This is a genomic window from Methanocalculus alkaliphilus (assembly GCF_024170505.1).
Classification (GTDB): domain Archaea; phylum Halobacteriota; class Methanomicrobia; order Methanomicrobiales; family Methanocorpusculaceae; genus Methanocalculus; species Methanocalculus alkaliphilus.
In genome coordinates this window covers 274885-298113 of sequence record NZ_JALJYG010000001.1, presented here as the reverse complement: position 1 = coordinate 298113, position 23229 = coordinate 274885, and the positions used below count along the sequence as shown (strand labels likewise).

The 23229-nt window shown below is 52.2% G+C and carries 23 protein-coding genes; 5 read left to right on the top strand and 18 right to left on the bottom strand.

Annotation, left to right across the window (positions count from 1 at the left end; all coding sequences use genetic code 11):
- Positions 1-279: 279 nt before the first annotated feature.
- Positions 280-1131 (top strand): ion transporter, encoded by an 852-nt coding sequence (locus J2T58_RS01650; protein ID WP_253486909.1) that lies wholly within the window; start codon positions 280-282, stop codon positions 1129-1131.
- 65 nt (positions 1132-1196) lie between these two features.
- Here the strand turns inward: J2T58_RS01650 and J2T58_RS01645 are convergent, their stop codons facing one another.
- The 3 genes from J2T58_RS01645 to J2T58_RS01635 all read right to left on the bottom strand — a co-directional run bounded on the left by J2T58_RS01645 (position 1197) and on the right by J2T58_RS01635 (position 5464).
- Complete coding sequence (locus J2T58_RS01645) at positions 1197-4130, bottom strand: PAS domain S-box protein (RefSeq protein ID WP_253486908.1); 2934 nt, start codon at positions 4128-4130, stop codon at positions 1197-1199.
- 104 nt (positions 4131-4234) lie between these two features.
- Positions 4235-4954, bottom strand: coding sequence for a hypothetical protein (locus J2T58_RS01640; protein ID WP_253486907.1), 720 nt, complete (start codon positions 4952-4954; stop codon positions 4235-4237).
- Between the two features lie 129 nt (positions 4955-5083).
- On the bottom strand, positions 5084-5464 hold the full coding sequence (locus J2T58_RS01635; protein WP_253486906.1) for a winged helix-turn-helix transcriptional regulator: 381 nt from the start codon (positions 5462-5464) through the stop codon (positions 5084-5086).
- 85 nt (positions 5465-5549) lie between these two features.
- On the opposite strand from J2T58_RS01635, the gene J2T58_RS01630 reads away from it, so the two are divergent.
- A complete protein-coding gene (locus J2T58_RS01630; protein WP_253486903.1) occupies positions 5550-7442 on the top strand; it encodes a heavy metal translocating P-type ATPase in 1893 nt (630 codons plus the stop codon).
- 74 nt (positions 7443-7516) lie between these two features.
- Here J2T58_RS01630 and J2T58_RS01625 read toward each other — a convergent pair whose 3' ends face one another.
- The 3 genes from J2T58_RS01625 to J2T58_RS01615 all read right to left on the bottom strand — a co-directional run bounded on the left by J2T58_RS01625 (position 7517) and on the right by J2T58_RS01615 (position 10578).
- Entirely contained in the window at positions 7517-8008 is a 492-nt protein-coding gene (locus tag J2T58_RS01625; RefSeq protein WP_253486901.1) for an AraC family transcriptional regulator, read from the bottom strand.
- A gap of 380 nt (positions 8009-8388) precedes the next feature.
- Positions 8389-9939 (bottom strand): cryptochrome/photolyase family protein, encoded by a 1551-nt coding sequence (locus J2T58_RS01620; RefSeq protein WP_301287427.1) that lies wholly within the window; start codon positions 9937-9939, stop codon positions 8389-8391.
- A 342-nt stretch (positions 9940-10281) separates the two neighbouring features.
- Entirely contained in the window at positions 10282-10578 is a 297-nt protein-coding gene (locus tag J2T58_RS01615; RefSeq protein ID WP_253486931.1) for a DUF2769 domain-containing protein, read from the bottom strand.
- 408 nt (positions 10579-10986) lie between these two features.
- Here J2T58_RS01615 and J2T58_RS11175 point away from each other — a divergent pair, with 408 nt between their 5' ends.
- On the top strand, positions 10987-11307 hold the full coding sequence (locus J2T58_RS11175) for a transposase (RefSeq protein ID WP_366518425.1): 321 nt from the start codon (positions 10987-10989) through the stop codon (positions 11305-11307).
- 207 nt (positions 11308-11514) lie between these two features.
- Here the strand turns inward: J2T58_RS11175 and J2T58_RS01605 are convergent, their stop codons facing one another.
- Positions 11515-11778 carry a pro-sigmaK processing inhibitor BofA family protein gene (locus J2T58_RS01605; protein WP_253486896.1) on the bottom strand — a complete coding sequence of 88 codons (264 nt, stop codon included), beginning with the start codon at positions 11776-11778 and terminating at the stop codon, positions 11515-11517.
- A 106-nt stretch (positions 11779-11884) separates the two neighbouring features.
- Between J2T58_RS01605 and J2T58_RS01600 the strand changes: the two genes are divergently transcribed.
- Positions 11885-13852 (top strand): thiamine pyrophosphate-dependent enzyme, encoded by a 1968-nt coding sequence (locus J2T58_RS01600; RefSeq protein ID WP_253486894.1) that lies wholly within the window; start codon positions 11885-11887, stop codon positions 13850-13852.
- On the opposite strand, the gene J2T58_RS01595 is transcribed toward J2T58_RS01600, so the two are convergent.
- The 7 genes from J2T58_RS01595 to J2T58_RS01565 all read right to left on the bottom strand — a co-directional run bounded on the left by J2T58_RS01595 (position 13829) and on the right by J2T58_RS01565 (position 20589).
- Positions 13829-14533, bottom strand: coding sequence for an ABC transporter ATP-binding protein (locus J2T58_RS01595; RefSeq protein ID WP_253486892.1), 705 nt, complete (start codon positions 14531-14533; stop codon positions 13829-13831). The genes J2T58_RS01600 and J2T58_RS01595 overlap by 24 nt on opposite strands.
- Positions 14518-15465: an ABC transporter ATP-binding protein gene (locus tag J2T58_RS01590; RefSeq protein ID WP_253486890.1), complete on the bottom strand. Its 948-nt coding sequence runs from the start codon at positions 15463-15465 to the stop codon at positions 14518-14520. Before J2T58_RS01590 ends, J2T58_RS01595 begins: the two co-directional genes overlap by 16 nt.
- Positions 15462-16265, bottom strand: a complete 804-nt coding sequence (locus tag J2T58_RS01585) for an ABC transporter permease (protein WP_253486888.1) — start codon at positions 16263-16265, stop codon at positions 15462-15464. The genes J2T58_RS01590 and J2T58_RS01585 overlap by 4 nt, the downstream gene beginning before the upstream one ends.
- Positions 16262-17209: an ABC transporter permease gene (locus tag J2T58_RS01580; protein WP_253486887.1), complete on the bottom strand. Its 948-nt coding sequence runs from the start codon at positions 17207-17209 to the stop codon at positions 16262-16264. Before J2T58_RS01580 ends, J2T58_RS01585 begins: the two co-directional genes overlap by 4 nt.
- A gap of 17 nt (positions 17210-17226) precedes the next feature.
- On the bottom strand, positions 17227-17985 hold the full coding sequence (locus J2T58_RS01575) for a methyltransferase domain-containing protein (protein WP_253486886.1): 759 nt from the start codon (positions 17983-17985) through the stop codon (positions 17227-17229).
- A complete protein-coding gene (locus J2T58_RS01570; RefSeq protein ID WP_253486885.1) occupies positions 17982-19565 on the bottom strand; it encodes an ABC transporter substrate-binding protein in 1584 nt (527 codons plus the stop codon). The genes J2T58_RS01575 and J2T58_RS01570 overlap by 4 nt, the downstream gene beginning before the upstream one ends.
- Positions 19566-19767: 202 nt before the next feature.
- A complete protein-coding gene (locus tag J2T58_RS01565) occupies positions 19768-20589 on the bottom strand; it encodes a cache domain-containing protein (RefSeq protein ID WP_253486884.1) in 822 nt (273 codons plus the stop codon).
- A gap of 139 nt (positions 20590-20728) precedes the next feature.
- Here J2T58_RS01565 and J2T58_RS01560 point away from each other — a divergent pair, with 139 nt between their 5' ends.
- Positions 20729-21337: a hypothetical protein gene (locus J2T58_RS01560; protein ID WP_253486883.1), complete on the top strand. Its 609-nt coding sequence runs from the start codon at positions 20729-20731 to the stop codon at positions 21335-21337.
- Between the two features lie 5 nt (positions 21338-21342).
- Here J2T58_RS01560 and J2T58_RS01555 read toward each other — a convergent pair whose 3' ends face one another.
- From J2T58_RS01555 to J2T58_RS01540, 4 genes are read right to left on the bottom strand one after another with little or no spacing between them, the layout of a single operon-like run.
- A complete protein-coding gene (locus J2T58_RS01555) occupies positions 21343-21858 on the bottom strand; it encodes a nitroreductase family protein (protein WP_253486882.1) in 516 nt (171 codons plus the stop codon).
- 2 nt (positions 21859-21860) lie between these two features.
- Positions 21861-22346, bottom strand: a complete 486-nt coding sequence (msrA, locus tag J2T58_RS01550; RefSeq protein WP_253486881.1) for a peptide-methionine (S)-S-oxide reductase MsrA — start codon at positions 22344-22346, stop codon at positions 21861-21863.
- A gap of 8 nt (positions 22347-22354) precedes the next feature.
- Positions 22355-22852: a ferredoxin-thioredoxin reductase catalytic domain-containing protein gene (locus J2T58_RS01545; protein WP_253486879.1), complete on the bottom strand. Its 498-nt coding sequence runs from the start codon at positions 22850-22852 to the stop codon at positions 22355-22357.
- A complete protein-coding gene (locus J2T58_RS01540; RefSeq protein WP_253486877.1) occupies positions 22849-23130 on the bottom strand; it encodes a glutaredoxin family protein in 282 nt (93 codons plus the stop codon). Before J2T58_RS01540 ends, J2T58_RS01545 begins: the two co-directional genes overlap by 4 nt.
- Between the last annotated feature and the right edge of the window lie 99 nt (positions 23131-23229).

Genomic DNA, 23229 nt, shown 5'->3' with positions numbered 1-23229 from the left:
AGCTGCAACGAGGAAATGTATGTAATCCGTGTCAGTTACTTGATACTGCTTTGACACGCATTATTTTATGCTTTACTAATATATTGATCTTTTGGCTCAACTAAAATTGTGCGTAAGTCCTACAATATAAAAAACGATGAGGGAATGAACGGGTATCATCAGAGAGGGATGATCTTTGCATCAGAGGTGTGACAACAGGGAGGACACTCCAGGATCAGAGGTTCTGCATTTCCGGATGTTGATCCGAAACCCCGGATGATGAAGCCCGGGTGGGTAGCTATGGTCCGCTCATTGAATTACTCGTCAATCCGGAAACGGGTCTATGATATCATGGAGCCGGTATCGCGTGGCACCGAAGGGAGCTATCTTTTTGGCCTCTTCATCACCATAGCGATCCTTGCCAATCTCCTGGCGATGATCCTCCTTAGCGTCTCCCAGCTGCAGGAGATCAGCCTTCCTTTTTATAATGCCCTCTGGAGCATCACAGGCATCACCCTGATGATCTTCATCTATGAGTATATCATTCGAATCTGGGCCTCCGCCGCCGATCCGATCTATCGAAAGCCTCTCCTCGGGAGGCTGAAATGGGCGATGACCCCGTACGCCCTTATCGATCTCATCGTTATCCTGCCGTTCATCCTCCTTCTTCTCTTCGGGATTAACCTGACCGGACTCGTCGTTCTGAGGATCTTCCGTCTCTTCAAGCTGCTCCGGTATTCTGAATCGATTAACCTGATCATCAGGGTGATCAAATCTGAAAAAGACACCCTCATCACCACATATCTCGTCCTGGGTATTGCCCTCTTCATCGCAGGAACCCTGATGTATGAGATCGAGAAAATGGCACAGCCGGAAGCCTTTGCGAGCATACCGGCTGCAATGTGGTGGGGAGTGATCACCCTGACAACGGTCGGGTATGGCGATGTTGTCCCGATCACTCCGCTTGGAAAGATGCTTGGGACGATTATTGCCCTCATCGGTATCGGAATCTTCGCTCTTCCCGCGGGTATCCTGGCATCCGGGTTCACCGAAGCGATGAAAAGGGAGACCAGAACTGGAGTGGAAGATGAGACGTACCTCTGCCCCCATTGTAAGGAGGAAATTATGAAGAATGAGCTCTGGAGAAAGTAGGAACCGGCACTCACCTTCCCTCGAAGATGAGCGTCATGGGATCAGAGCTGATGGATCTCCGGATCTCACCTCTTCGTCTTCCATACCCCTGCCGGTACCCAGATCTCAAACCTCGCCCCCTCTCCGTGTACGCCGATTTCATGAATTGTTATCCCGGTGATTGCCAGGATCTCCCGTGCAAGGAATAGGCCAAATCCGGTATTCTTTCCATATCCCTGTTTGAAGATCTCTTCCTTCAGGTCGTCAGGAACGCCGGGTCCGTCATCCTGCCAGATGATCAGAAGATCGCCGTTCTGTTCCTCACACCGCACTTCCACCCGGTCCGCCGCCTCCGCATGCCGGAGAGTATTATCCATCAGGTTGGAAAAAACCCTCTCGATCATCGGATCAGCAAGCACCTGGTAACCGTGGCAATCTGCAGAAACGGGGATAGTGCAATCGGGGATTCTCGTAATAAGTTCCTCGATTCCCTGCCACGCTGCTTTCTTCACCCCGAGCTCTTCGTATGTCCTGGTGAATTCGATCTGCCGTTGGATCTCACTGCCTGCCCGATCTATCTCACTCAGATACGCCGAAAGCTTTGGATCATCGATCTCTTCGATTGTCAGGTCAAGGTATGCCTGAAGGATCATTATCTTGTTCAGGATATCATGCCGGGTGATTGACGAGAGGATCTGCAGCTTATGATTGGCTGTCTGGAGGGCGTCTTCTGCGATTCTCCGTTCAGTGATGTCACGTGCGGCGGCAAAGACACCCTGTACAGTACCTGACTGGTCTGTATAGACACGTGCATTATAGAGGACATCCGTTGTCCTGCCGGAACGGTGGCGAATGGTGAGTGGATAATCCTTCACAAATCCGGATGTAAACGCTTCGGCATATCCTCTCCCTGCCTGATCGGGCTCGGTGAAGTAATCTGCAAAATCACTTCCAATAAGCTCTTTTCGTGAAAAACCAGTCACTATTTCTGTAGCCTGGTTCACATCCGTGATCAGGCCTTCCGGGCTGATGGTGACCAGCGGATCAAGACTTGCTTCGATAAGCCCGCGGGTATAGAGAGAGATCTTCTGCAATTCCTCCTCGATTCGTTTCCGTTCGGTGATATCCTGCACCGCTCCATGAAGCCCGATGCAATTGCCGTTGATATCAAGGCTCTGGCGGCCGAGTGCATGCACATTTCGTATCGTGCCATCCGGACGGACCATCTCAAGTTCAAGCTTGAAGGGCTCACCTGCCTCCAGTGTCCTATGAATCGCTTGTTTGAGATGATCCCAACTTGCCGGAGTGTAGAGTGGTTGATGTTCTTTATAGTTCAGTGCGGGAAGGGCCGGATCTCTCCCTGCAATAACGTAGAGCTCTTCAGACCAGGTCATGCTGTCTGTCTCCATGATCCAGTCCCATACCCCGATCTCCGCCAGCTGATGCGCCTCTTTCAGTCGTTGTTGTGTCGTTTCGAGTTCAAAATATGCCTCTTTCCGGCGGGTGATGTCACGCATCGAGATGATCATCGAAGATTTGCCTTCATACTCGATCCGTCTCCCGATACACTCCACCCAGATCATGCGATCCGAATCAGTGATCAGCTGGTAATTGACGAGGTATGCATCGATTCCCAAAGCAACCTGGCGAAAGTCCTGGATAACACCTTCCTTTGAATCCGGTGCAATGAATTCCATCACGTTTCTTGTCCCGATCATCCTCCCGGGATCTGGTACATCGACAATCCTTGCGGCAGAGTGGTTACAAAACAGGATATTCCCTGAGAAGTCGGCAATGAGAATGCCATCGAATGCATTCTCAACAAGAGTTCTGAACTTCTCCTCACTCTCCCTGAGTCTCTCCTCAGCCTTTTTTCTCCGGGTGATATCGCGTATGATCCCTTCAACCCCGACCGGATTTCCCGGATTTTCAAAGAGGAGACGAGAGGATACTGAGACAGGAAAGAGGGTTCCGTCTGCCTTTCTGAGTGTCGCCTCATAATCGGAAACATTATCCTCATCTGCAATCCGCCTCAGCATCTTCTTGCGTTCTTCAGGATCTGCCCAGAAATCAGAAGCGGCCCTTCCAATAATCTCATCAACTGATGGGAAGCCTAAGATGGACGCTGCTGAGTGGTTCACCATCATGATCATCCCCTCGGAGTCGGTCCTGTAGTAGATGTCCTGGAGATTGTTGAGGATGCCCTGCAACTTTTCCTCGTTCTCCCGGAGTGTCGCCTCCTCGAGTTTGCGGCTTGTGATGTCGGCTGCAAGTCCCAGGATGCAGGGCTCGCCGGCGATATCCACACGTGTTGCATGAACCTCGGCAGGATAGATGGATCCATCTTTGCGCTGGTGCCGTGTCTCAAAGATCAGCTCTTCCAGGACTGGCGCCTCCTGCCAGAGCCACCGTTTATCTCCCCGCCTCTCTACATCAGGGTCGATATCCGTGACATTCATCGAGAGGAGCTCTTCACGGCTGTATCCGGTGCATTGAACCGATTTCTGGTTCACATCGAGGATTGCACCGTGTTGATCATGGAGGAAGAGCATCTGGCTTGCCCGGTCAACCAGTGTCCGGTACTTCTCTTCGCTCTCCGTGACGGCCTTCTCTGCCCTGTGAAGATCAACAGCCTTTCTGATCTTCTTCTCAAGCTCGGCAAACTGGGATCCCGGATCACCGCCTTTCTGAATATAGAAGTCAGCACCCTCCTCGTATGCTTCAATGACGACCTCTTCCCGCCCTCTCCCGGTGAAGATGATAAACGGGGTGCTGTCGCCCCTCTCCCTGAGCGCCTTTAAAAAAGCGATTCCGTTCATCCCCGGCATCTGGTAATCAGAGATGATCACATCATAGGATCTCGTCTCAAGCTCCCGGAGTGCATCGTATGCTGACTCAAGGGTTGCAACCCGGATTCCATTGCGCCTCTCAAGAAATAACCTGCCTATCTCAAGGAACGGCGGTTCATCGTCCACATAAAGGATTGAGATCTGAGTGGTATCAGATCCGGTATGTGACATATGCTTTCTACGGTATATCAGATGATAAATTTTTTTCATTGTCATTGCCAAGACTCAGGCTCATCCTCGTCAGGCTCGATCCGCATATACGATACCGGTGAGCCTTATGGCAAAGACCTGATACCATTCCATGGATGTTTGGTTGTATCACCGGATGAGACGTCATCTATCCACCATCCGCTGAAGGCATCCTGTCGGGGTGTCATCGTAAACGAAAAATCCCCTTCGGCCCCATCCTCGTACCATCTGCCTGTGAGGATGTATCCTCCGCCTGATAGCGTCCCGGAAATGGCACCATAATCAGAATCATATCCGTATGTTCCTTTTACTGTGTTCCCTGCCTGATGGAGCTTCATCTCCCCGACCCCTTCAACCTCGTCCTTCCAGATACCGGTCCACGATACTTTCAGAGGAGTTGTTCTTGTACCGTTCCATGGAATTTTCATTGCCTCCCCGGATACTGTCTCATTCATCAACCAGCCGCTGAAGCCAGCCAGCCCCCTCTCCATGGCAAGTTCGAATGGTCCTTCAGCACTGTCGCCCTCCCATCTCCCTGTCAGCATGTACCTGTCTTCTGATAGTATTCCTGATACTATGACAGGATCTGCATCAGATCTGTTGTAGGTCCCCGAGACCGCCTCCTCATCCTGTACCAACGTCAGTACTCCTGTTCCATCTGCTGTACTGTTCCATACCCCTGTCCAGAAGGTATCCCCACCGGAAGCGGATTTTGACGATTCGATGCATCCTGCACCGAATGAAAAGCTTATGACAAGGATGCAGGTAAGCAGCAGAAGATGGCTGTTAGAAAATTTTTCTATCATGGAAATCACTCTCATTATGTGTAAGGAATATATCATTGATACTTTATTATAAAATAGTTGTTATGTGGATCCCTCTCTCAAACTTTTTCATCAGAGGAGAAGAGACCGCGAATAAACCTGTGACTGGTTTCAGGAATCCTTTATCCCCGGATGCGACCGAACCGGGCACCAGTCCGCTTCATGGCCCCCATGCTCTGCGACCCACCGAAGCATCGGGATGAGCAGCTCCCTGAGGCTGGCTCCTTCGGGTGTAAGAGAATATCTGACCGTTGGAGGGGATGTACCCACTACGGTCCGGGTAACAAGCCCGTTCTCCTCCAGACGTTTCAGGGTTTCAGAGAGGGTCTTTGGACTGATCCCGCTGAGGCTTTTCCTGAGCATATTAAAGCCCATCTCATGATCATTACCAAGAAGTGCGATGATCAAAAGCGCCCATTTCTTTCCTATCACATCGAGGAGCCCATAGAGTGGGCAGAAGCAGATATCCTGAGGGAGATTCTCTTGCGTCATGGAAACCAGATATCCTTTGAGTAACGTTCTGGTTTATTGGTATAAAAAGTGTATCTGGTTCTATAGATGAAGTGCGAGGTCTGACATGGGACATTGCTGTTGTCGTATCGACTATAACGGACCCTGGTATCTGTTTCCTCCGTTGAGGAATGCCCTTCTGGCAGGGGTGCTGGTGCTGATACATGGTATTCTCCTTTATGTATCAGTCATAGACGGGTGGATGGGGCTCCCGCTCTTTGGGATCGCCATCCTTCTTGGCGGCTATCACTGGGCACGAGAGGGAGTCGAGGAGCTGGTTCAACACCGGAGGATCGGTATCGAATTCCTGATGATTGCGGCCACCTCAGGTGCAATAGCACTTGGTCTCTTTGACGAAGCGGCGATTCTGGTCGTTCTCTATGGAATTGCAGAGGGTATTGAGGGATATACCTTCGCCAAAACCCACTCATCAATCCGGGAGCTTCTCAAGCTTGCTCCAAAAGAGGCACGGGTGATTCAAAGTGGAAATGAAGTCACCATACCGGCTGAAGAACTCCTCCCCGGGGATCATTTTGTTGTCCGCCCCGGTGAGATGATCCCAACCGATGGCATCATCCTGTCAGGGATCTCCGAGGTTGATGAGGCGGCGGTTACCGGAGAATCCCTGTCTGTTCGACGCTCTCCCGGTGATCCGGTCTTTGCTGCGACCGGGAACCATACAGGGATGCTGATCGTGGAGGTGACGGCACCATACAAAGAAAACTCAATCTCAAAAATGATTCACCAGGTTCAGGAGGCACAGGAGAGGAAGGGCAGGACACAACGCTTCATCGAGCGGTTTGGTGAACGCTATACTCCGCTTGTCTTCATTGCAGCTGTTCTTCTCGTCATCGTTCCAGGAACACTCGGGTACGGATGGGATGAGTACCTGTATCGTGCCATCGTTCTTCTTATCGCGGCGGCCCCCTGTGCCCTCGTCATCTCAACACCAGTAGCCGTTGCTGCCGGTATCGGTACTGCAGGGCGCCGGGGCATCCTCATCAAGGGAGGAATCCATCTTGAGAATCTCGGAACGGTCCGTGCGGTCGCTTTTGATAAAACAGGCACACTCACAACCGGCACTCCCGGAATAACCGATGTCATCTCCTTTGCGAGGAGTGAGGAGGAGACACTTCGGTATGCCGCATCCGTTGAGCACTGCTCAACACACCCGCTTGCATCAGCAATACGGAAAGAAGCAGAGGATCGTGGCTTCGCTCGTTATGAGATCACTGACGGCTGTGTCACAAACGGGACCGGTGTTCATGCAATGATTCGCGGAGAGCAGATCTCTGTCGGCCGTCCGGATCTCTTTCCCGTGACCTCCCATCAGATCTCTGTGATTGACACACTCAGAAATGAAGGGAAGACGGTTGTTCTTGTTGGCACGGAGCATGAGATCTATGGCGCAATCGCCCTCCGTGACCAGATCCGTCCGGTGGCATCAGCCGTCTTTGAAGAACTCAGGAGGATGGATGTTGCTGTTATCATGCTCACCGGCGATACGAAAGAGACGGCAGATGCAGTTGCCTCCTCTCTGGGTATTACCGAGGTGCGATCCGGGCTTCTGCCTGAGGAGAAGATCGCAGAAATTCGCCGCCTGAAAGAGAGATATGGCGGTGTGATGATGGTCGGTGACGGGATCAATGACGCTCCAGCGCTCGCTGAAGCGACCGTCGGGATCGCGATGGGAGCGATTGGAAGTGATGTGGCGATTGAGGCGGCGGATGTTGCCCTGATGGCTGATGATCTTGGCAGAATTCCAGACGCCATCCAATATGGAAAGAAGTCCCGGTCGATCATCGGGCAGAATATCATCTTCTCCTGTATTGTCCTTGGCCTGATGATACCGGCAGCAGCACTGGGAATTATGGGGGTCGCGGTGGCGGTTATCCTGCATGAAGTTTCTGAGCTGCTTGCTGTTGCAAACGGGCTTCGGATGGCAGAATTAAGGGGCTGAGTATTCGGGTTCAGATCCGGTGTGAAGGGGCGGACGCCCCTCTCCCCCAGTATGCATGGTCCTGCCTCCCCCCATTATTTGAGGGCCAGGCAGATCTCAACACGGTGGAGCTTCTCCGGGTCCTCATCCGGAGAGTTGAGATAGATCTCATATCCCGGCCGTGAGAGATCGAGTTCAAGGTTATTCTCGTTGATCCATCCGGCGATTGCATACCATGCGGGGCTGTACTCCTCGGGTCCGGTGAGTTCGGCCCGCATCACGGCATATTTTCCTCCGGGAAGTGTCTGCCTCTGTATCTCCCCGTCCAGAGGGATCTCAATTCCGGGGGGGATCGTCATACAGACATCGACCCTCAGCTCTTCCGGAGGGGTCGTATCGGGGTCGTCGTAATAGGCGGAGAGAAGCCGGGTCTCCGGCCCGAACATATGCTTGTCGCCTGCCCATCCGCAGAGCGTGCCAAACAGTTTTTCAAAAACGCTCGCATTTCCGATATAATTTCCGACAAATGAGACATAGACGACCTCTTTTGGATCGATATCCAGTACATCTGGTGCTGAAAGATTCATGTATATCACCTTGTTCCGTTCATATCATTCATATTCCTAAAACGCAATAAAAACCATACCACGGAGGGTGAAAGTGTTCCGGGATTGCCTTTTCTGAAGCAGTAATATAAATGTTGAACAAAGTGCTAATAACGGCCATCCCTCGTGAGATGTATGGAGGATTCTAATATGAAGAAAGATTTACAGGAGATATTCAAAAGGACCAAGTAGAGAAATTTGATTTTCGGCGGATTCTTTATTCCGGTAAGTACAACCAGCTTGTGCTGATGAGCTTGACGGGGGGTCTATTCAGATTGGCGAAACCATTGCAGCACCATACCTGAGAAAAACGTCTTCATCACATATACCGGGAAGAAAAATTATCAGCTCTTGTGAGATCCTCATTCATTCATCAAGGAGATTGATGCTCCAGTACACTCCCCGATTGAGATGAGATACTGTTCAGCCTTTGTGATAAGCTGCTCCCTTTTCTCTTCTGGCATGCGGACGATATAGCTGATAAAAGGCGCCATACGTGGATTCTGCTTCAGGAGGTTTCTGTGTACATAGAGGAAGCGCCAGTAGAGTGCATCCCAGATCCCACACCAGGCGTCTTTCTGGTAGTCACTCATTTTCAGAATATACCGGGACCCGGAGATGTATGGTTTCGAACTCATCATACCACCATCCGCGAACTGGCTCATACCATAAACATTGGGTACCATGACCCAGTCATAGGCATCGATAAAGAGCTCAGAAAACCAGTCATATACCCGATCTGGGTGGAACCCTGCTAGAAGCATGATGTTTCCAAGCACCATGAGCCGCTCAATATGATGGCAATAGGCACCGGTGAGTACACGGTGTATCGTGGTATCAACAGGTTCGATACCTGTGGAAGCGGTCCAGAAACAGTGTGGAACCGGCCGTGCCAGTTTCAGTATGTTCGAAGCCTTCTCCTTTTTTCCGGCGATATAATAGACCGCCCTGATATACTCTCGCCAGCCGATGATCTGGCGGATAAACCCCTCGAGGGACTCAATCGCAATCCCATGCTCCTGTGCATACCTGAGCGTTGCATCCACCACATTTCCCGGGGTAAGAAGGCCGATATTCAGCAGGGGACTGATCGCGGAATGGAAAAGCACGGTTTCATTTCGTTGAATCGCATCTTCGTACCGCCCAAAAAAAACCAGTCGATTACGAAGGAAATCGTCAAACCATCGGTCTGCATCCTCAAACGTAACCGGCCATGTAAATCCGTTTCCATTGCCAATGGAACCCGGGAACTGTTTCTTCACGTAGCTGACTGCTTCGTGGACATACTCATTTGCCGCGGGATGCCAGACGGTCGGTACCGGGAAACCTTTTGGCAGCGATTCGCGGTTGAGGGTATCAAACGTCCATCTCTTTCCAACCGGCTTCCCATCCTCCTCAAGCAGGATTTTATGGCGCTTTCTCTCTGCTATGTAGAATTTTGTAAAGTGAAATCTCTTGCTATCCTTGTAATAATCTGCAAGATAATCATTCGAGCAGAGGAACATCGGGCTCTCATACGTGACCACCCTGATTCCCTGCATCGGGCAGGCCTTTTCAATCTCATCAATAAGGCCGTTTTCCACTGGATCACAGAGGTGGATTTCTGAAAAACCCTCTTTGGCAAGCTGTACGAAAAGATCCGAACTCGCGGCGAGATCAACTGCTTCGATGTATTCGACACCGAACCCTTCTGCAGCAAGGTGGTCGCGGTATCGTCTCATAGTTGCGCGGTGAAGGACGAGCTTCTGGGCATGAAACCTATACCGTGTGAAGAACCAGGGATCTTCAGCAATGACGACCGGACGGTCCTCGGACAATGCAGGGTTTTTTAGAAAAAGCTGGTGGGGATAGACTACTGTCGCTTCATGGTTCGCCGTGGCATCTAATCTTTTCTCTCTGGTATTATCTCTCATTTCTTCATGGCGTTCCCGAACTCTTGTTCAATTGAGTGACGCTTTCCAATTCATCCAGACTTCTCTGCCATGCTCCGCGATACCTGGTAGCATATTTTCCAGATCGGATGGATACGGTGCAGGGACGATCCTGCCCCTTTGGACTTGGCTTATAAAACCATATCTCCGACGATCAGAACGAATCGGGCGTTTCGCAAAGGGGGCATGGCCATTTTCATACCGGTTTATGATCCGGTCTGCATCGGTTGAGAAATTCCCTATCTGCCTGAATATCCTCGTCCACCTCTCTTTAATCTATCTTTAATTCCCTGCCAGCAGCAGGGCCTGAATGCGTAAAAATAATCAGATATTTGTTGACTCACGGAGAGTACGATCGTATCTCTGTGACTTTTCTGAACCCTTAAGGCAATAATCTTTGTACTTAAGACCGAGATTAGCCGTTACCGGGCAGGTCGGACAAATGCATCCCTTATCCAGGCTGATGCAGGTAAAGCTCTGGCCAATCCCGCAGAAAAAAACCTCTTGTGAGTTCTTTGCGCAATCCGTATAGGATGGGCACTCGAAGCATATGCAAAGAGCTTTTTGGGCATCGATGAGTTTTGCTCTTTCATCTTTTGATATGCTAGCCAGGCTCTGCATGATCTGTTCGAAGGTATTCATGGTGTAATCACCTTGAGGAGAGGTAAGCGCAATGGTATTTATTATATTTGTTTATTCCAATATTAATCTAAAAAATTAAATACTGTACCTCTACAATGTCAGATTACACATAGATACGGCTGACGCCAAATAGTATGATCTTTATATTGTGGTTGAAATTATATTGTTTGTGTTAATGGAATCATTAACCTGGAAGTAGAATCGCTCGCTGAAGACGTTTTTTCGCATATCCCTCTTCTCACCTCCTTCTTTGAAGAGGCGTCCCTGAGAAGCTGTTTTGCAACGAAAACTCACAACAACTGGAAGACAGCACTCGATTATACGGTTGATCTTGTTACCTCCTCCTCACAACGGACATGAACCTCAATTACAACACATTGCAGCTCAGTGAATACCCAGACATTCAGCCATTTCCTTTCCCACTCCCCTTGGGATCATCGAAAACTCACTGATTGGATCATAACCCTGGAATGGCAGACCATCGAAAGAAATGGGGGTTTGGTGATTGATGAATGCGGATATCCTAAGGCAGGAAAGCACTTGGTTGGTGTGTTTACGGCTTATGTCAAAGACGAACATCGATTGTTGCTGAACCATCGGCTGCATCTGCCGGCCGACTGGATCACCGATCCTGTTCGCTGTGATGCCGCAGGAATCCCAAAGATTATCAGGCATTCAAGACCAAAGCCGAGCTTGCATATGAAATGATCGGTGAGGCGCAGAAGATCGGTATTCCGTTTACCTATATCACCATTAATGCCTTCGTCCTCTTCTGTCAACTACCCCGCCCTGAAGGACGGGGCTTGGAGGGGTGAGGGGCAATGGGGAATGCCCTACCGATCTCTCTTCTCCTCCCCCTTTCAGGTGTGGTATCGTCGAACAACCTGATTCGACGATTCCTCAAAAGAAAAAACCTCAGAGTGATACTCCGAGGATGTGGAGAAGTATAACAATAACAACCCCGATGATCCCTCCGATTGCGCTGATCAGGATCGTCACAAGGTTGATGGGGATATCCGGCCTTCCAAAGATACCCATCAGGTTGATCAGATTGATCAGGAAGAGGAGGACGATACCGATGATCGCGTTATATACGAGATAGACCGCCTTCTTCAGAAGATAGTACAGGGCGACTGCGATCACCACAGCAATCAGGATACCTAAAATCGAGCCGTACATACAGATTCTCCAATCTCTTTCTATTTAAGGTATATGGATGAATGGTTCAGCTCCTCCTCCACAAGACCTATTACCTCATCTGCTCATCTGAGAGATACGAGGTTTGATGATGTCACAATGGCGATGTTCAGTCTGCGGCTATGTCTATGATGAGGAGACGGGTGAGCCTTCAACCAAAACAGATCCACACACCCTCTTTCAGCTCCTCCCCCATGACTGGCGGTGCCCGGTCTGTGCGGCGGGAAAGGATGCATTCTCGGCACTCCCATCCGAAGAGCCTTCAGGCCCCGCCATCCGGATGATCTGGCGGTGCGGTGTCTGCAATTACCGGTATGATGAAGAGAATGGCGAGCCCGCAACCGGTACTTTGGCAGGAACACGGTTTGCCGAACTTGATGAGAGCTGGCGATGCCCGGTCTGTGGTGCGGCCCGATCTGCGTTCCTGATGGTCCGGAGGGATGCGATCACTCATGACCAGTCTGAGAGGACCGTCTCGGATGCCATTATTGAAGAGCTCCTTGCATCCGGGATTACCCTCGTCTTCGGCCTCCCCGGGACATCCTCCCTCGGGCTTGTCGATGCGATCCGGCGGAATGAGCGGATGCGGTATATTGTTGTCCGGCATGAGGCAGCAGCAGCAATGGCCGCATCTGCCTATAACAAGCTCACCGGGGAGATAGCCGCCTGCCTCACCATCGCGGGGCCGGGTGCAACCAACCTGGCTACCGGGCTCTATGATGCAAAAGAGGATGGAGCATCCGTCCTCTCCATCAACGGACAGGTTGCGATCCAGTATACCGGCGAGTATGGGATGCAGGAGATCGACCAGGACGCCTTCTTCCGGCCGATCACCGTCTACAATACGACCATCGCGGATCGAAAGATGACGCTCCTCCTCCTCTCCCGTGCCATCCGGTATGCACGGCTCCGGCATGGTGTCGCCCAACTCTCCGTCCCAAACGATATCCAGAAACAACGGCTTGACCCGGCGATCTGCCGCCGGGAGATCGTCATCACCGAGCCGGGGATCACCCCTGATGATGAATCGCTTCGCCGGGCCGCCGAGGCGATTCTGGCAGCAGAGCATCCGGTGATCCTGGCCGGGTATGGTGCATACCCAGATGGTGACGCAATCATTGCACAGGCTGAGAAGATCGATGCCCCGATCCTGACCACCTTCCGTTCCAAAGGCTTCATCCCCGAGGATCATCCCCGTGTGATTGGGGTCCTCGGCTCGCTCGGCTCTCCGCAGGCCCGCACCCTCGTTGAGCGGGCTGATCTCATCATCACCTACGGCGTCAGCTTCTCAAAGTTCACCAACGTCCCGACAGAGACCCCGATCATCCAGGTGGATACCAATCAGGTCCGCCTCGGGATCGGCCCACGGACGATACCGCTCTGGGGGAGCTGTTCACAGACAATACCCCTTCTCACCGGGTTGGTGACGGAGAAGCGGCGGCCGGGCCTTACCGATGAGATCGCCCGTATGAAGCAGGAGTGGATCGATCAGCGCACCCGTGAGGCAGATCCCGATGCTCTCCCCATCCGTCCCCCTTATATCATGAAGGTCCTCTCTGAGATCCTCCCTGACGACTGCGTCATCACCCTTGATGTCGGTGAGAACCAGTGGTGGTTTGGACGCAACTTCCGGATGAAGCAGCAGCGGTTCTGCATGAGCGGCTACCTCGGCACGATGGGATTTGGGTTCCCGGCTGCGATTGCGGCAAAATGTGCGTACCCTGATAAGAAGGTCGTCTGTATCACCGGCGATGGAGGCTTCTCGCAGGCGATGGCAGACTTCGTCACAGCAGTGAAGTACGACCTGCCGATGGTTGTGATCGTCATCAACAACCGGGAGCTCGGGATGATCCAGGTCGAGCAGCTGATGGAGCATTACGAAAACTTCGGAACCGACCTGAAGAACCCGGACTTTGCCGCCTATGCAGAGGCCTGCGGGGGGATCGGAATACGGGTTCGGGAACCACAGGACCTCGCCCCTGCTCTCGAAGAGGCACTGAACCAGGAAAAACCGGTGATCCTTGATGTCATCTCAGATGCCCGGCGGTTCGTCTGAAGAGATCTCTCCGTCTGCCAATCTCACAACCCGGTCTGATATGAACCTGACGACCGCTTCATCATGGGAGATGAAGAGACACCCCATTCCTGTCTCTTTCTGGATAGTGCGGAGCAGCTGAAGGATCTGTGCCTGCACCGATACATCGAGTGCTGATGTCGGTTCATCCAGGATCAGGTAGGATGGCCTGTGAAAGAGTACCCGTGCAAGGGCAATACGTTGGATCTGCCCTCCGGAAATCTGGTCCGGATACCGTCGCAACACCTCGGAATCAAGACCTCCGACCGCGAGCATCTCCCTGATCGCCTCTTCAATCCCATGACTCCCTACCCCGGCAAGCCTCGCGACATCCTCCAGTGATCGTCTGATCGTCTTCATCGGGTTTAAGGCACTGGCCGGATCCTGAAAGACCATCTGAACGGATCGACGATAGGATCGGAATTCTGCCCTCCCCATCCGGTGTATGTCACTCCCTTCATAGAGGATCCTCCCAGATGTCGGCCTGTCAAGCCCGGCGAGGATTCTTCCGAGCGTGCTCTTTCCGGACCCCGAGTCTCCCATCAGCCCGACAGTCTCTCCCTCCCTGATCTCCAGTGATACGCCGTTGAGCACATGAAACGGGACCTTCCGGAAATGGCCACGCATATAGATCTTCTCAATATCCTCTACTGCAAGTGGCACAGATGACACCTCACAAACCGATCGCCGATCATACCCGGCTCAGGATGTTCTCTCTCACATATCTCCATTCTTTTACTGCACCGTGGATGGAACCGGCATCCGGGGATAGGCCGGCTCATTGGTGGCGAGACTCCCGGGATCGGGACGCATCCGTTCTCCGGCAGGCTTCCAAAGAGCCCTTTTGTATAGGGATGAAATGGCTCTTCAAAGATGCTTTCCGCATCCCCCATCTCGACCACCTCTCCTGCATACATAATCCCCACCCGGTCAGCAAGCCTTCGGGCAACCGCAAGATCATGGGTGATGAGGATGATCGCTATCTCCTCCTCCTTCATGATCCGTTCAAACTCGATGATAACATCCTGAATACGCGACCTATCAAGCCCTGTTGTTGGTTCGTCTGCAATAAGAAGATCCGGTGAGAGGATCGTTGAGGACGCGATGACGAACCTCTGGTTCATCCCGCCGGATGACTCAAAAGGGTACCTCTTCATCTCGATATCCGGATGAGAGAAACCCATCCGGCGGAGTGCTCCAGCCACCATGCCATCACTCTCCTCTTTACTCTTCTTCGTATGCCTGAGGATCGTCTCCCTGATCTGATGGCCGATGGTATAGAGAGGATTTAATGCCCGGGACGGGTTCTGCAGGACAATCCCAATCTCGCACCCCCGCAGGAGAACACGCTCCTCTTCAGGGATGCTCTGGAGATCCTTTTCTTTATACTGGATTTCTCCAGAAACAACCGCATCAGGTGGAAGGAGGCCGGAGATCGCATGAGCGATGATCGATTTGCCGCACCCGGTCTCCCCGACAAGTGTCAGCACCTCATCCTCAAAGAGATCGAATGAGACGTCTGTTACCGCCCTGACCGTCTCTTCACCTGAAACAAATGAAACAGAGAGGTTCTGGATAGAAAGGATCCTGCTCATCCCCTCACCCCGATATCAGCCCCCTTCTCACGGGAGTATCCGATGAGGGCAATTGCCATGACACAGAGAGAGATGGCGATTCCCGGCGGGATATACCACCACCACATACCATTCAGCAATCCCCCTTTCGTGAATGCAAATGAGAGCATCACACCCCAGCTCTTCATCGAGGGATCGCCAAGGCCGATGAAGGAGATGGAGGCCTCGGTGATCATTGCTGATGCAGCAAGGAGCATGAACTTTGGAAAGACGATATACGTAAGGTTTGGAGCGATCTCTCTCGCCATGATGAATCCGGTGGAGAACCCAAGGCAGCGTGCACTGAGAACAAATCCGCTCTCGCGGATCTGGAGGACTTTTGATCTGACGATACGTGCGATGGCTGTCCAGGAAAACGCACCAAAGACCAGAATAAGAACCCAGATACCTGGCCCGAGAAACGCTGCGATGATGATGATCATCGGAATCTTTGGGACCATCAGGAAGATGTCGGTTATCCCCATCAGGATATCCTCGATCCACCCACGATAGTACCCTGCAATGATACCCACGATGACTCCAAGGAGGGTGGCAAGTATTGCAGCGACAAAACCGACGAAGAGGGATGCACGGGCACTGTATATAAGCTCAGAGAGGATATCATGCCCCATATCATTGGTTCCAAGGATGTGGCCGGGACCCGGTTCTGCATACGGGGTGAACCGGGTGTACGGGTCATAGGGGGCAAAGACCCAGGGGGCAGCTGCCATCAGCAAAAAGATCGAGAGAATGGCAGCTCCGATAAGGCCTCCCCGATTCATTCCCCCCTCCTGATCCGTGGATCGATGATACCGTAGAGGATATCCGCCGCAATATTTGCGAGGATAACCATAATTGCGATCACAAGGAGACATCCCTCAAGGATCGGATAGTCGCGGGAGAGGACGGCATCATAGATGAGCATCCCCATTCCCGGCATCGAGAAGACGATCTCAATAAAAAGGGCACCCGAGAAGATGAACCCGATATCGAGTGCGATCTGTGTGATCACCGGGAGAGATGCGTTCTTCAGGATATGCCGTCTCAGCACCATTCCCTCGGTCAGGCCTTTTGCCTTGGCATAGAGGGGATAGTGTTCATGCAGCTCCTGGATGACACTCCCCCGCATAATCAGGCAGTTTCGAGCGGCGATAAAGAGTGCGAGGACAGCGATCGGAAGAGCAAGGTGGTGAAGCCATGTGAGGATACCGCCCGTTGCCGGAGCTCCCTTCAGGGGGAAGAGGCCGAGATGGAAGGAGAAGACAGAGAGGGCGATAAGTCCGAGGAAGTACGGGGGTGTGCTTGATACCGCTATGGATCCATAGGTCCAGAGCTGCGAGCTCTTCTTCGACCGGCTCATTCCTGCGACCGCACCGAGCAGAACACCAAGGACCACACCTATCAGCGTGGCAATACCAACAAAGCTCAGTGTCCAGATCATCCGTTCGATGATGATCGACGAGACCTCGGCATGCAGCAGGTAGGAGTACCCGAGATCGAACCGTGCAAGGCTCTGAAGATAGAGTATGAACTGTTCGTGAAGTGGCCGGTTGAGTCCTAATGTCTCTGTAATCTCCAGAATTGTTGCTTCAGAGACGTACGCACTCTCCCCGATCAGATTGGCTATCGGATCCCCCGGCATCATCCTTGGAAGGGCAAAATTCAACGTGATGATGAGGAAGAGGGAGATGAGGTATCGCGGCCACCGATAGATGATTGCATGCATATCCCCTGGGACCTGCCTTACTGTCTGATGGTGATCAGCATATCCTCATCCCGAAACGCAACCTGAAGATTCCCATTCTCCATATGAAGCCGCTGATGATCCCTGAGAAATGTACGTATCTCTTCCTCTGTCCTGAGAGTGTTCCTTGCACGCTTTAAGGCAAGATCAAAGGGGAGGTGGAAGTCCCGGATGAACCCGTCAAGCTTGTACCCAACACCGAGGGCTTCAAGGATGCCGGTGATATGCCTGTAGCTGATCTGCTCGGCGGGGCCACCTGCATAATCAAGGAGGGGATCACGTTCCCCTGCCCGATAGATCAGGAATGATCCTTTCCTTCCATGGTCGATCGCCCGTCTGAGAAAGTCGGTGATCCCTTCATCGATGAAACTGTATGCAGCGAGGGTATAATCGACAGGTGGGATCTCCCTGGCGGCTTTTTCGTCCCAGAGGGAGCAGATCGTCTCGCACTCACCTTTGCTTGTAAGGATGGAGAGGTGATACTCCGAGGGATCAAGCGCAATGACGTGGTGGCCTGCTTCTGTAAGCGGGATTGCAAATGCTCCCGTCCCCGCACCTATATCGAGGATTGTCGATCCCGGTTCAATCCGGGAGAGAATTGTCGGGACAATCTCCCCCGGATATCCTGAGTGCCGGATCATCTCGTCATAGATGCCATATTCGCGCCAGAACTCATCGTGGCTGATCTGGCGTTCCTTGAGGATTTTATGATACGTGCATGCATTCAGTGCTGTAACCCATGCAGCTTCGTCCTTCATGCACCAGCCCTCTGTATCGTGACAAACGTCTCCATATTGTAGATTCCATAAAGGGGATCGGGTTTCCAGCCCGTGAATGCCGTATTGTAGGGTGTCACAATCTTATTCCAATAGAGCGCGATTCCAGGGAGATTCTCCGCATAATAATCCTGCATCTGCCATGCATACTCACGCTGCATGGAGGGATCTGTTGTATCCCGCATCATATCAGAGAGCTCGAGGAAGACGGGGTCATCAAGATAATGCAGAACACCCTGACCGGTTCTTCTGCTGTCAAAATACCCGGTTCCATACCCTGCATGCATATACATTCCCCAGGGGGTCGTCCGGGTAATCGTCAGATCATAGGAGTAACTATCCTTTAATGCAAACCAGGTTGTTGCATCAACGGTCTTGATGGTTGCTCTCACCCCGATATCATTGAGATAGTCGGCTATCAGTTCGCCGACCCGTGCATACTCTGACCGGATAAGAATCTCAAGCTTCAGTTCTTCTCCATCTTTTCCATGCCGATACCCGTTTCCACTTCTGTCCGTATATCCGGCAGCATCAAGAAGCTCTTTTGCATGGGCCGGATTGTATGAGAGGGGGGGTGTATCCCTGAAGAACTCCATTGATGGAGGAACAAATCCACGGTTTGGCACCTCTCCATATCCGAGAGCGTCGATCCGGATGATCTCCTCATAGTCTATGGCATAGGCGACAGCCTCACGGAATGCCGGATCATCTGTCGGTGCGCTCTTCAGGTTCAGTCCGAGGAATATCAGCCCGACATTCGTTGTCTCGATAAAGTCGAATTCTCCTGTTGCTTCAAGACGCTGGATGCCGGTATATGGATATGATCCTGCGTATCGGTAGAAGGTATCTACATCCCCTCGTTCAAGGGCAAGCATGGCGCTGTCAATGTTGCTGTACGAATGGATCTCGATCCGTTCGATGGATGGTTCTTCCCCTCTCCAGTGCTGGTTTCTCTCGAATGTGAGTATTCCTGCCTGGAGATTGATATCATCCAGGTAGAATGGACCGGCTCCGGTATATGGTCCTCTGCTGGTATATTGGAGAGGCTCCTCAATGGACTTCCAGTCTCGTGCAGGAACAATTCTGTAGGAGCAGAATTCCAGATCAATGGTGGTGTACGGCTGGGTAAAGATAAAGCTGACATAGTCGTCACCTATCAAAACATCATCCAGGTTTTCACCGATCCAGCGTGCTGATGGTATCTTCTCTCCGTACGTGGTTATTGAGAAGGCGACATCCTCAGGTGTGACTGGTCTTCCATCACTCCAGAAGAATGAGTCGTCGATATAAAATGTCCAGATCCGGTTATCATCCGAGACAGTATAGTGCGAGGCAAGATATCCGATTATCTCACCATTCTCGTTCATCCGACAGAGTGACGGGTTTGAGAGGCCGAAGAAGATGCCAAGATTATAATCTCCAAAGACGCTCTGGCTCTTTATCTCCATCGGCGTTCCGATCCGGAGGACGGATTCATGGGCATCCGGGTCGCCACCAACACACCCCGCTGTCAGCACGATGCTCACAGCCACAAGGATAATCATAACTCCATGTATTTTCATAGAACAACCTCTCGCCATCGAAATGGAATCACTATTCGTATTACCATATCTTAAGGAAGGGGATAAATGTGTTGTTTCTTCATGAGAAGATGATTATTCATTAATAAAAATTTCCTATCCGTACTGCTATTGCATCTATTTAGTAAAAATAAAATGATGTAATGTAAAATAATTGGATACGAAACTTCTCTCCGGAGTATCCTTATCCAACCACCCGGACAACCGCGACCCGCCACTCCTCTCCATGCAGGCCGACCGTTGTCCAGATCGCCTCTTTCGTCTCTCCCCGGAAGCTATAGGTTCCTTTTCCCTGCCTCTCTTCAGTGACCCGTGTGACAAGAGCAATCAGCTCAGGGAACGGGGTATAGGCGGGGTCGTCGAGGGGGAGGCCGATCTGGTCAGGATCGGTATCATAGAGGACACGCCCGTCGGTGTCCACAATGGTGACCGTATAGGGAGTATCTGCCATGACCGGTCTGACAATTCCCTCAAGGAATACGTCAGGATGAAAGACGATGGATGAAAAACCGATGAACTGCCCTTCAGGGGTGGTGCCATCTCCATGTGAGAAGACCGGGGCTCCGATGAAGACCGCCTCCATCCCCTCTGCAACCGGGATGATCCCGCTCATCATCGGCCGTTTTGTTGTGAGGATATGCCTGGTCGCCTGCTGGTGGGAGACATCAACCCCTTCGGCGGTATGATAGGCGGGTGGCTCGGCTGCCAGGATGATCCCATCCGGACTGACCGTGGTGCAGTCGATGATTGCCGGGTGGCGCTGGCTGAGTGAGAGGAGGATCTCCCGTGTAGTCTCCCCCTCAAGGCCGATCTCCCCGAATGCATATGCGGCGAGTGCAAGGTCAGTATCAAGCCTCTGGAGGTCTTCTGTGATATCCGACTGAAGTTGGATGAGATAAGATGCTGCATCATCCGTTTCATTGACCGGAGTCATAAGGGAGCCGATCACAACACCGATGAAGAGGCAGGTGATTGTGATGACTATCGTCTGGACCGGGCTTTTCATACCAGAAATCTCGTTCTTATGGTATATCTGCCTTCCTTTGGAGATGGCGGGGGAATTTAAAACCAGAAAATTTTAACTAAATCAAAATTAATTTAATTACAATGCCTGCAAACGTCTCCCCCTGCATGAAGGTGTCGGTATGATACTCGTCTCCTCAGGTACACCGGGTGATGATACCTCATTCTCTGCCCGGCACAGGGGTTCAGCCTATCCTGATCGGACCATCAGACTCTTTCCGGATCTCCTCTCAAAACCCCCCTATCCGTTTCGGCAGGGTGATCCCCTCTCACCGGAGCTCCTCTCCCGGTACGCAGAGGAGATACGGGATGAGCCGCTCGAATATGCCTTCGTCTTCGACAGGAGTGGTTCGTTCCTCAGGAAACTAATCGGGGAGGAGGAGAGGATCAGGTTCTGGCACCGGGAGCTCCTCTCCCTCCATCATACCATCTTCCTTCATAACCATCCCCGGGGCAGTTCGTTCTCATTTGCCGATATTGAGGCTGCCTGTGTCTTTGAGATGCGGTGCATCTCTGTTGTGACGGGTGGTGAGATTCACCTGATGATGCCGCCTGCCGGCGAGGAGTTCTTCTCCCGGCGGCTATTGCATGATATTTCCCGGTGTTATCGGATAAGATCGCATTTTCTGCCTGTTTCGCACCGGCTGCAACCATCGATCTCTATCTGGAATATTGTTGCCAGGGATCTCGATCTCCGCCTCTGGAGGATTCCTCTCCGGCAGGTATCCTGATCCCGTCAGTCCGAGGGCCAGCCCTGTACAACCAGCTCGCTGATCTGCTTTCTCTTCTTCTCCGGAGGTCGGTCAGCCGGATAGCCGAGCGGAGTGAAGATGATCGGCTCCTCGCCGTCCGGAAGGTGAAGATGGCGACGTGCCGCTTCGGGATCGAAGGCAGCAACCCAGCAGGTCCCGAGTCCCAGGCGTGTTGCCGCAAGGATCATATGATCCATCAGGATTGCCGCATCCACAGGGGCATAGCTGACCCCGTCCTTCCGGGTCCATGCCTCTTTGGTGACTGCTGTGACGCAGAGGACGAAGGGGGCAGATGCAAACCAGCTCTTCGGGTAGATATCGGCAAGTTTCTCTTCGTGTCCCTTTGTCGGGAGGATGTATATCCGGTAGGGCTGACGGTTCACGGCAGACGGGGCAAGGCGGCCGGCCTCAAGGATCTCTGCCAGGATCTCGTCGCTCACCGGATCCGGACGATACGCCCGGACACTATACCGCGTGGTGAGTACCTCCATAAACTCCATCGTCAGAACCTCACTCCACAGCCGCTCTTCCCTTGTTTTTTGAAGTACTGCTGATGATACTCTTCAGCGGGCCAGAATCGTCTGATTGGGGTGATCTCAGTCACAACCGGACGCCTGAACCTGCCTGACGCATCCATCCGATCACGGGAGGCAACCGCCTTTGTATACTGTTCATCGGAATGGGTAAATATCGCGGAGCGGTACTGGCTCCCGATATCAGGCCCCTGCCGGTTCAGTGTCGTCGGATCATGCATCGTCCAGAACCGTATCAGCAGGTGGTCGTAGGAGGTGGCTGTGGGATCGAATGTCACCTCGACCGCCTCTGCATGACCCGTACTCCCGGAACAGACATCCTCATACGTCGGGTTATCCACCACGCCACCGGTGTATCCGACCCGTGTCGAGATGACACCCTCAAGTTCGGCAAACGCCGCCTCAATACCCCAGAAGCATCCTGCCGCAAATGTCGCGAGCTCGTGTGTACCCATGATCCACCTCAGGCAAACCGTTCAAACCGATCTTTATCAACACCGCAGATCGGGCAGGTCTCCGGCGGGTGTTTCCGTGCACAGAGATATCCGCAGACACGGCAGCGCCATATCGGAAGAGAAAATCCACTTTCTTTCACCTGTACAGACTCTTTCTTCCGCTCAGCACGTGGCGGCCGCCGTTCCGGTATACATTCGACCGCCTCTTCTCCGGAGAGGACCTTCTTTGAGACATAGAGGGAGCAGTAACAGGCACCATACTCATCGATATCCTGATCCCGGTAGTCACAGGGGCAGATGATATCGATATCCTCTTCTTTCTTTCCAAATGAGAGGCGGCAGGGGCATGCCGGATATCCATACCGGCGGGAGTTTGTGATCAGCCCCTTCAGAAGTGCATGCAGCGCCTCTTTGTCCGGGGTGAGATGGTAGCCGTGTGCCTCGGCTTCACATCCAAGCATCTCTTCAAGAGTGGCAATTTCTTCCTCTGTCGGTTCAGGGGTCATCGGGCAAACAGCCTCCTGATCTCATCCTCCCGGTAGCCGACGATAGCCTCTTTCCCATTGATCACAAGGGTTGGGAACGATCCCGCCGGGTTGAACCGTTCGACCTCGCTGATGACCGCCTCAAGCTCTTCTGGAGGGAGGAGATCCGCATAGATGTAGCGGAATTTCAGGTTCAGGCTCTGCAAAAGCTCTTTTGTCATATTACACCACCGGCAGGTGGAGAGTGCGTAGAGAATCAGATCTCCACGGTCCTCGCCATCAACGACTGTATATTCCATAATTACTCTGACAGTCAGCAGAACTCTTAAGGGTATCGGAGGGTGATTCCTCTGAAGAAGCGACCAGATTCCGGTGATAACCCCGGCAATGCTTATATC

Coding starts and splice junctions, on each gene's coding strand:
- J2T58_RS01650 (WP_253486909.1), top strand. CDS start 280: ATGGTCCGCTCATTGAATTACTCGTCAATCCGGAAACGGGTCTATGAT.
- J2T58_RS01645 (WP_253486908.1), bottom strand. CDS start 4,130: ATGTCACATACCGGATCTGATACCACTCAGATCTCAATCCTTTATGTG.
- J2T58_RS01640 (WP_253486907.1), bottom strand. CDS start 4,954: ATGATAGAAAAATTTTCTAACAGCCATCTTCTGCTGCTTACCTGCATC.
- J2T58_RS01635 (WP_253486906.1), bottom strand. CDS start 5,464: ATGACGCAAGAGAATCTCCCTCAGGATATCTGCTTCTGCCCACTCTAT.
- J2T58_RS01630 (WP_253486903.1), top strand. CDS start 5,550: ATGGGACATTGCTGTTGTCGTATCGACTATAACGGACCCTGGTATCTG.
- J2T58_RS01625 (WP_253486901.1), bottom strand. CDS start 8,008: ATGAATCTTTCAGCACCAGATGTACTGGATATCGATCCAAAAGAGGTC.
- J2T58_RS01620 (WP_301287427.1), bottom strand. CDS start 9,939: ATGAGAGATAATACCAGAGAGAAAAGATTAGATGCCACGGCGAACCAT.
- J2T58_RS01615 (WP_253486931.1), bottom strand. CDS start 10,578: ATGCAGAGCCTGGCTAGCATATCAAAAGATGAAAGAGCAAAACTCATC.
- J2T58_RS01605 (WP_253486896.1), bottom strand. CDS start 11,778: ATGTACGGCTCGATTTTAGGTATCCTGATTGCTGTGGTGATCGCAGTC.
- J2T58_RS01600 (WP_253486894.1), top strand. CDS start 11,885: ATGATGTCACAATGGCGATGTTCAGTCTGCGGCTATGTCTATGATGAG.
- J2T58_RS01590 (WP_253486890.1), bottom strand. CDS start 15,465: ATGAGCAGGATCCTTTCTATCCAGAACCTCTCTGTTTCATTTGTTTCA.
- J2T58_RS01585 (WP_253486888.1), bottom strand. CDS start 16,265: ATGAATCGGGGAGGCCTTATCGGAGCTGCCATTCTCTCGATCTTTTTG.
- J2T58_RS01580 (WP_253486887.1), bottom strand. CDS start 17,209: ATGCATGCAATCATCTATCGGTGGCCGCGATACCTCATCTCCCTCTTC.
- J2T58_RS01575 (WP_253486886.1), bottom strand. CDS start 17,985: ATGAAGGACGAAGCTGCATGGGTTACAGCACTGAATGCATGCACGTAT.
- J2T58_RS01570 (WP_253486885.1), bottom strand. CDS start 19,565: ATGAAAATACATGGAGTTATGATTATCCTTGTGGCTGTGAGCATCGTG.
- J2T58_RS01565 (WP_253486884.1), bottom strand. CDS start 20,589: ATGAAAAGCCCGGTCCAGACGATAGTCATCACAATCACCTGCCTCTTC.
- J2T58_RS01560 (WP_253486883.1), top strand. CDS start 20,729: ATGATACTCGTCTCCTCAGGTACACCGGGTGATGATACCTCATTCTCT.
- J2T58_RS01555 (WP_253486882.1), bottom strand. CDS start 21,858: ATGGAGTTTATGGAGGTACTCACCACGCGGTATAGTGTCCGGGCGTAT.
- msrA (WP_253486881.1), bottom strand. CDS start 22,346: ATGGGTACACACGAGCTCGCGACATTTGCGGCAGGATGCTTCTGGGGT.
- J2T58_RS01545 (WP_253486879.1), bottom strand. CDS start 22,852: ATGACCCCTGAACCGACAGAGGAAGAAATTGCCACTCTTGAAGAGATG.
- J2T58_RS01540 (WP_253486877.1), bottom strand. CDS start 23,130: ATGGAATATACAGTCGTTGATGGCGAGGACCGTGGAGATCTGATTCTC.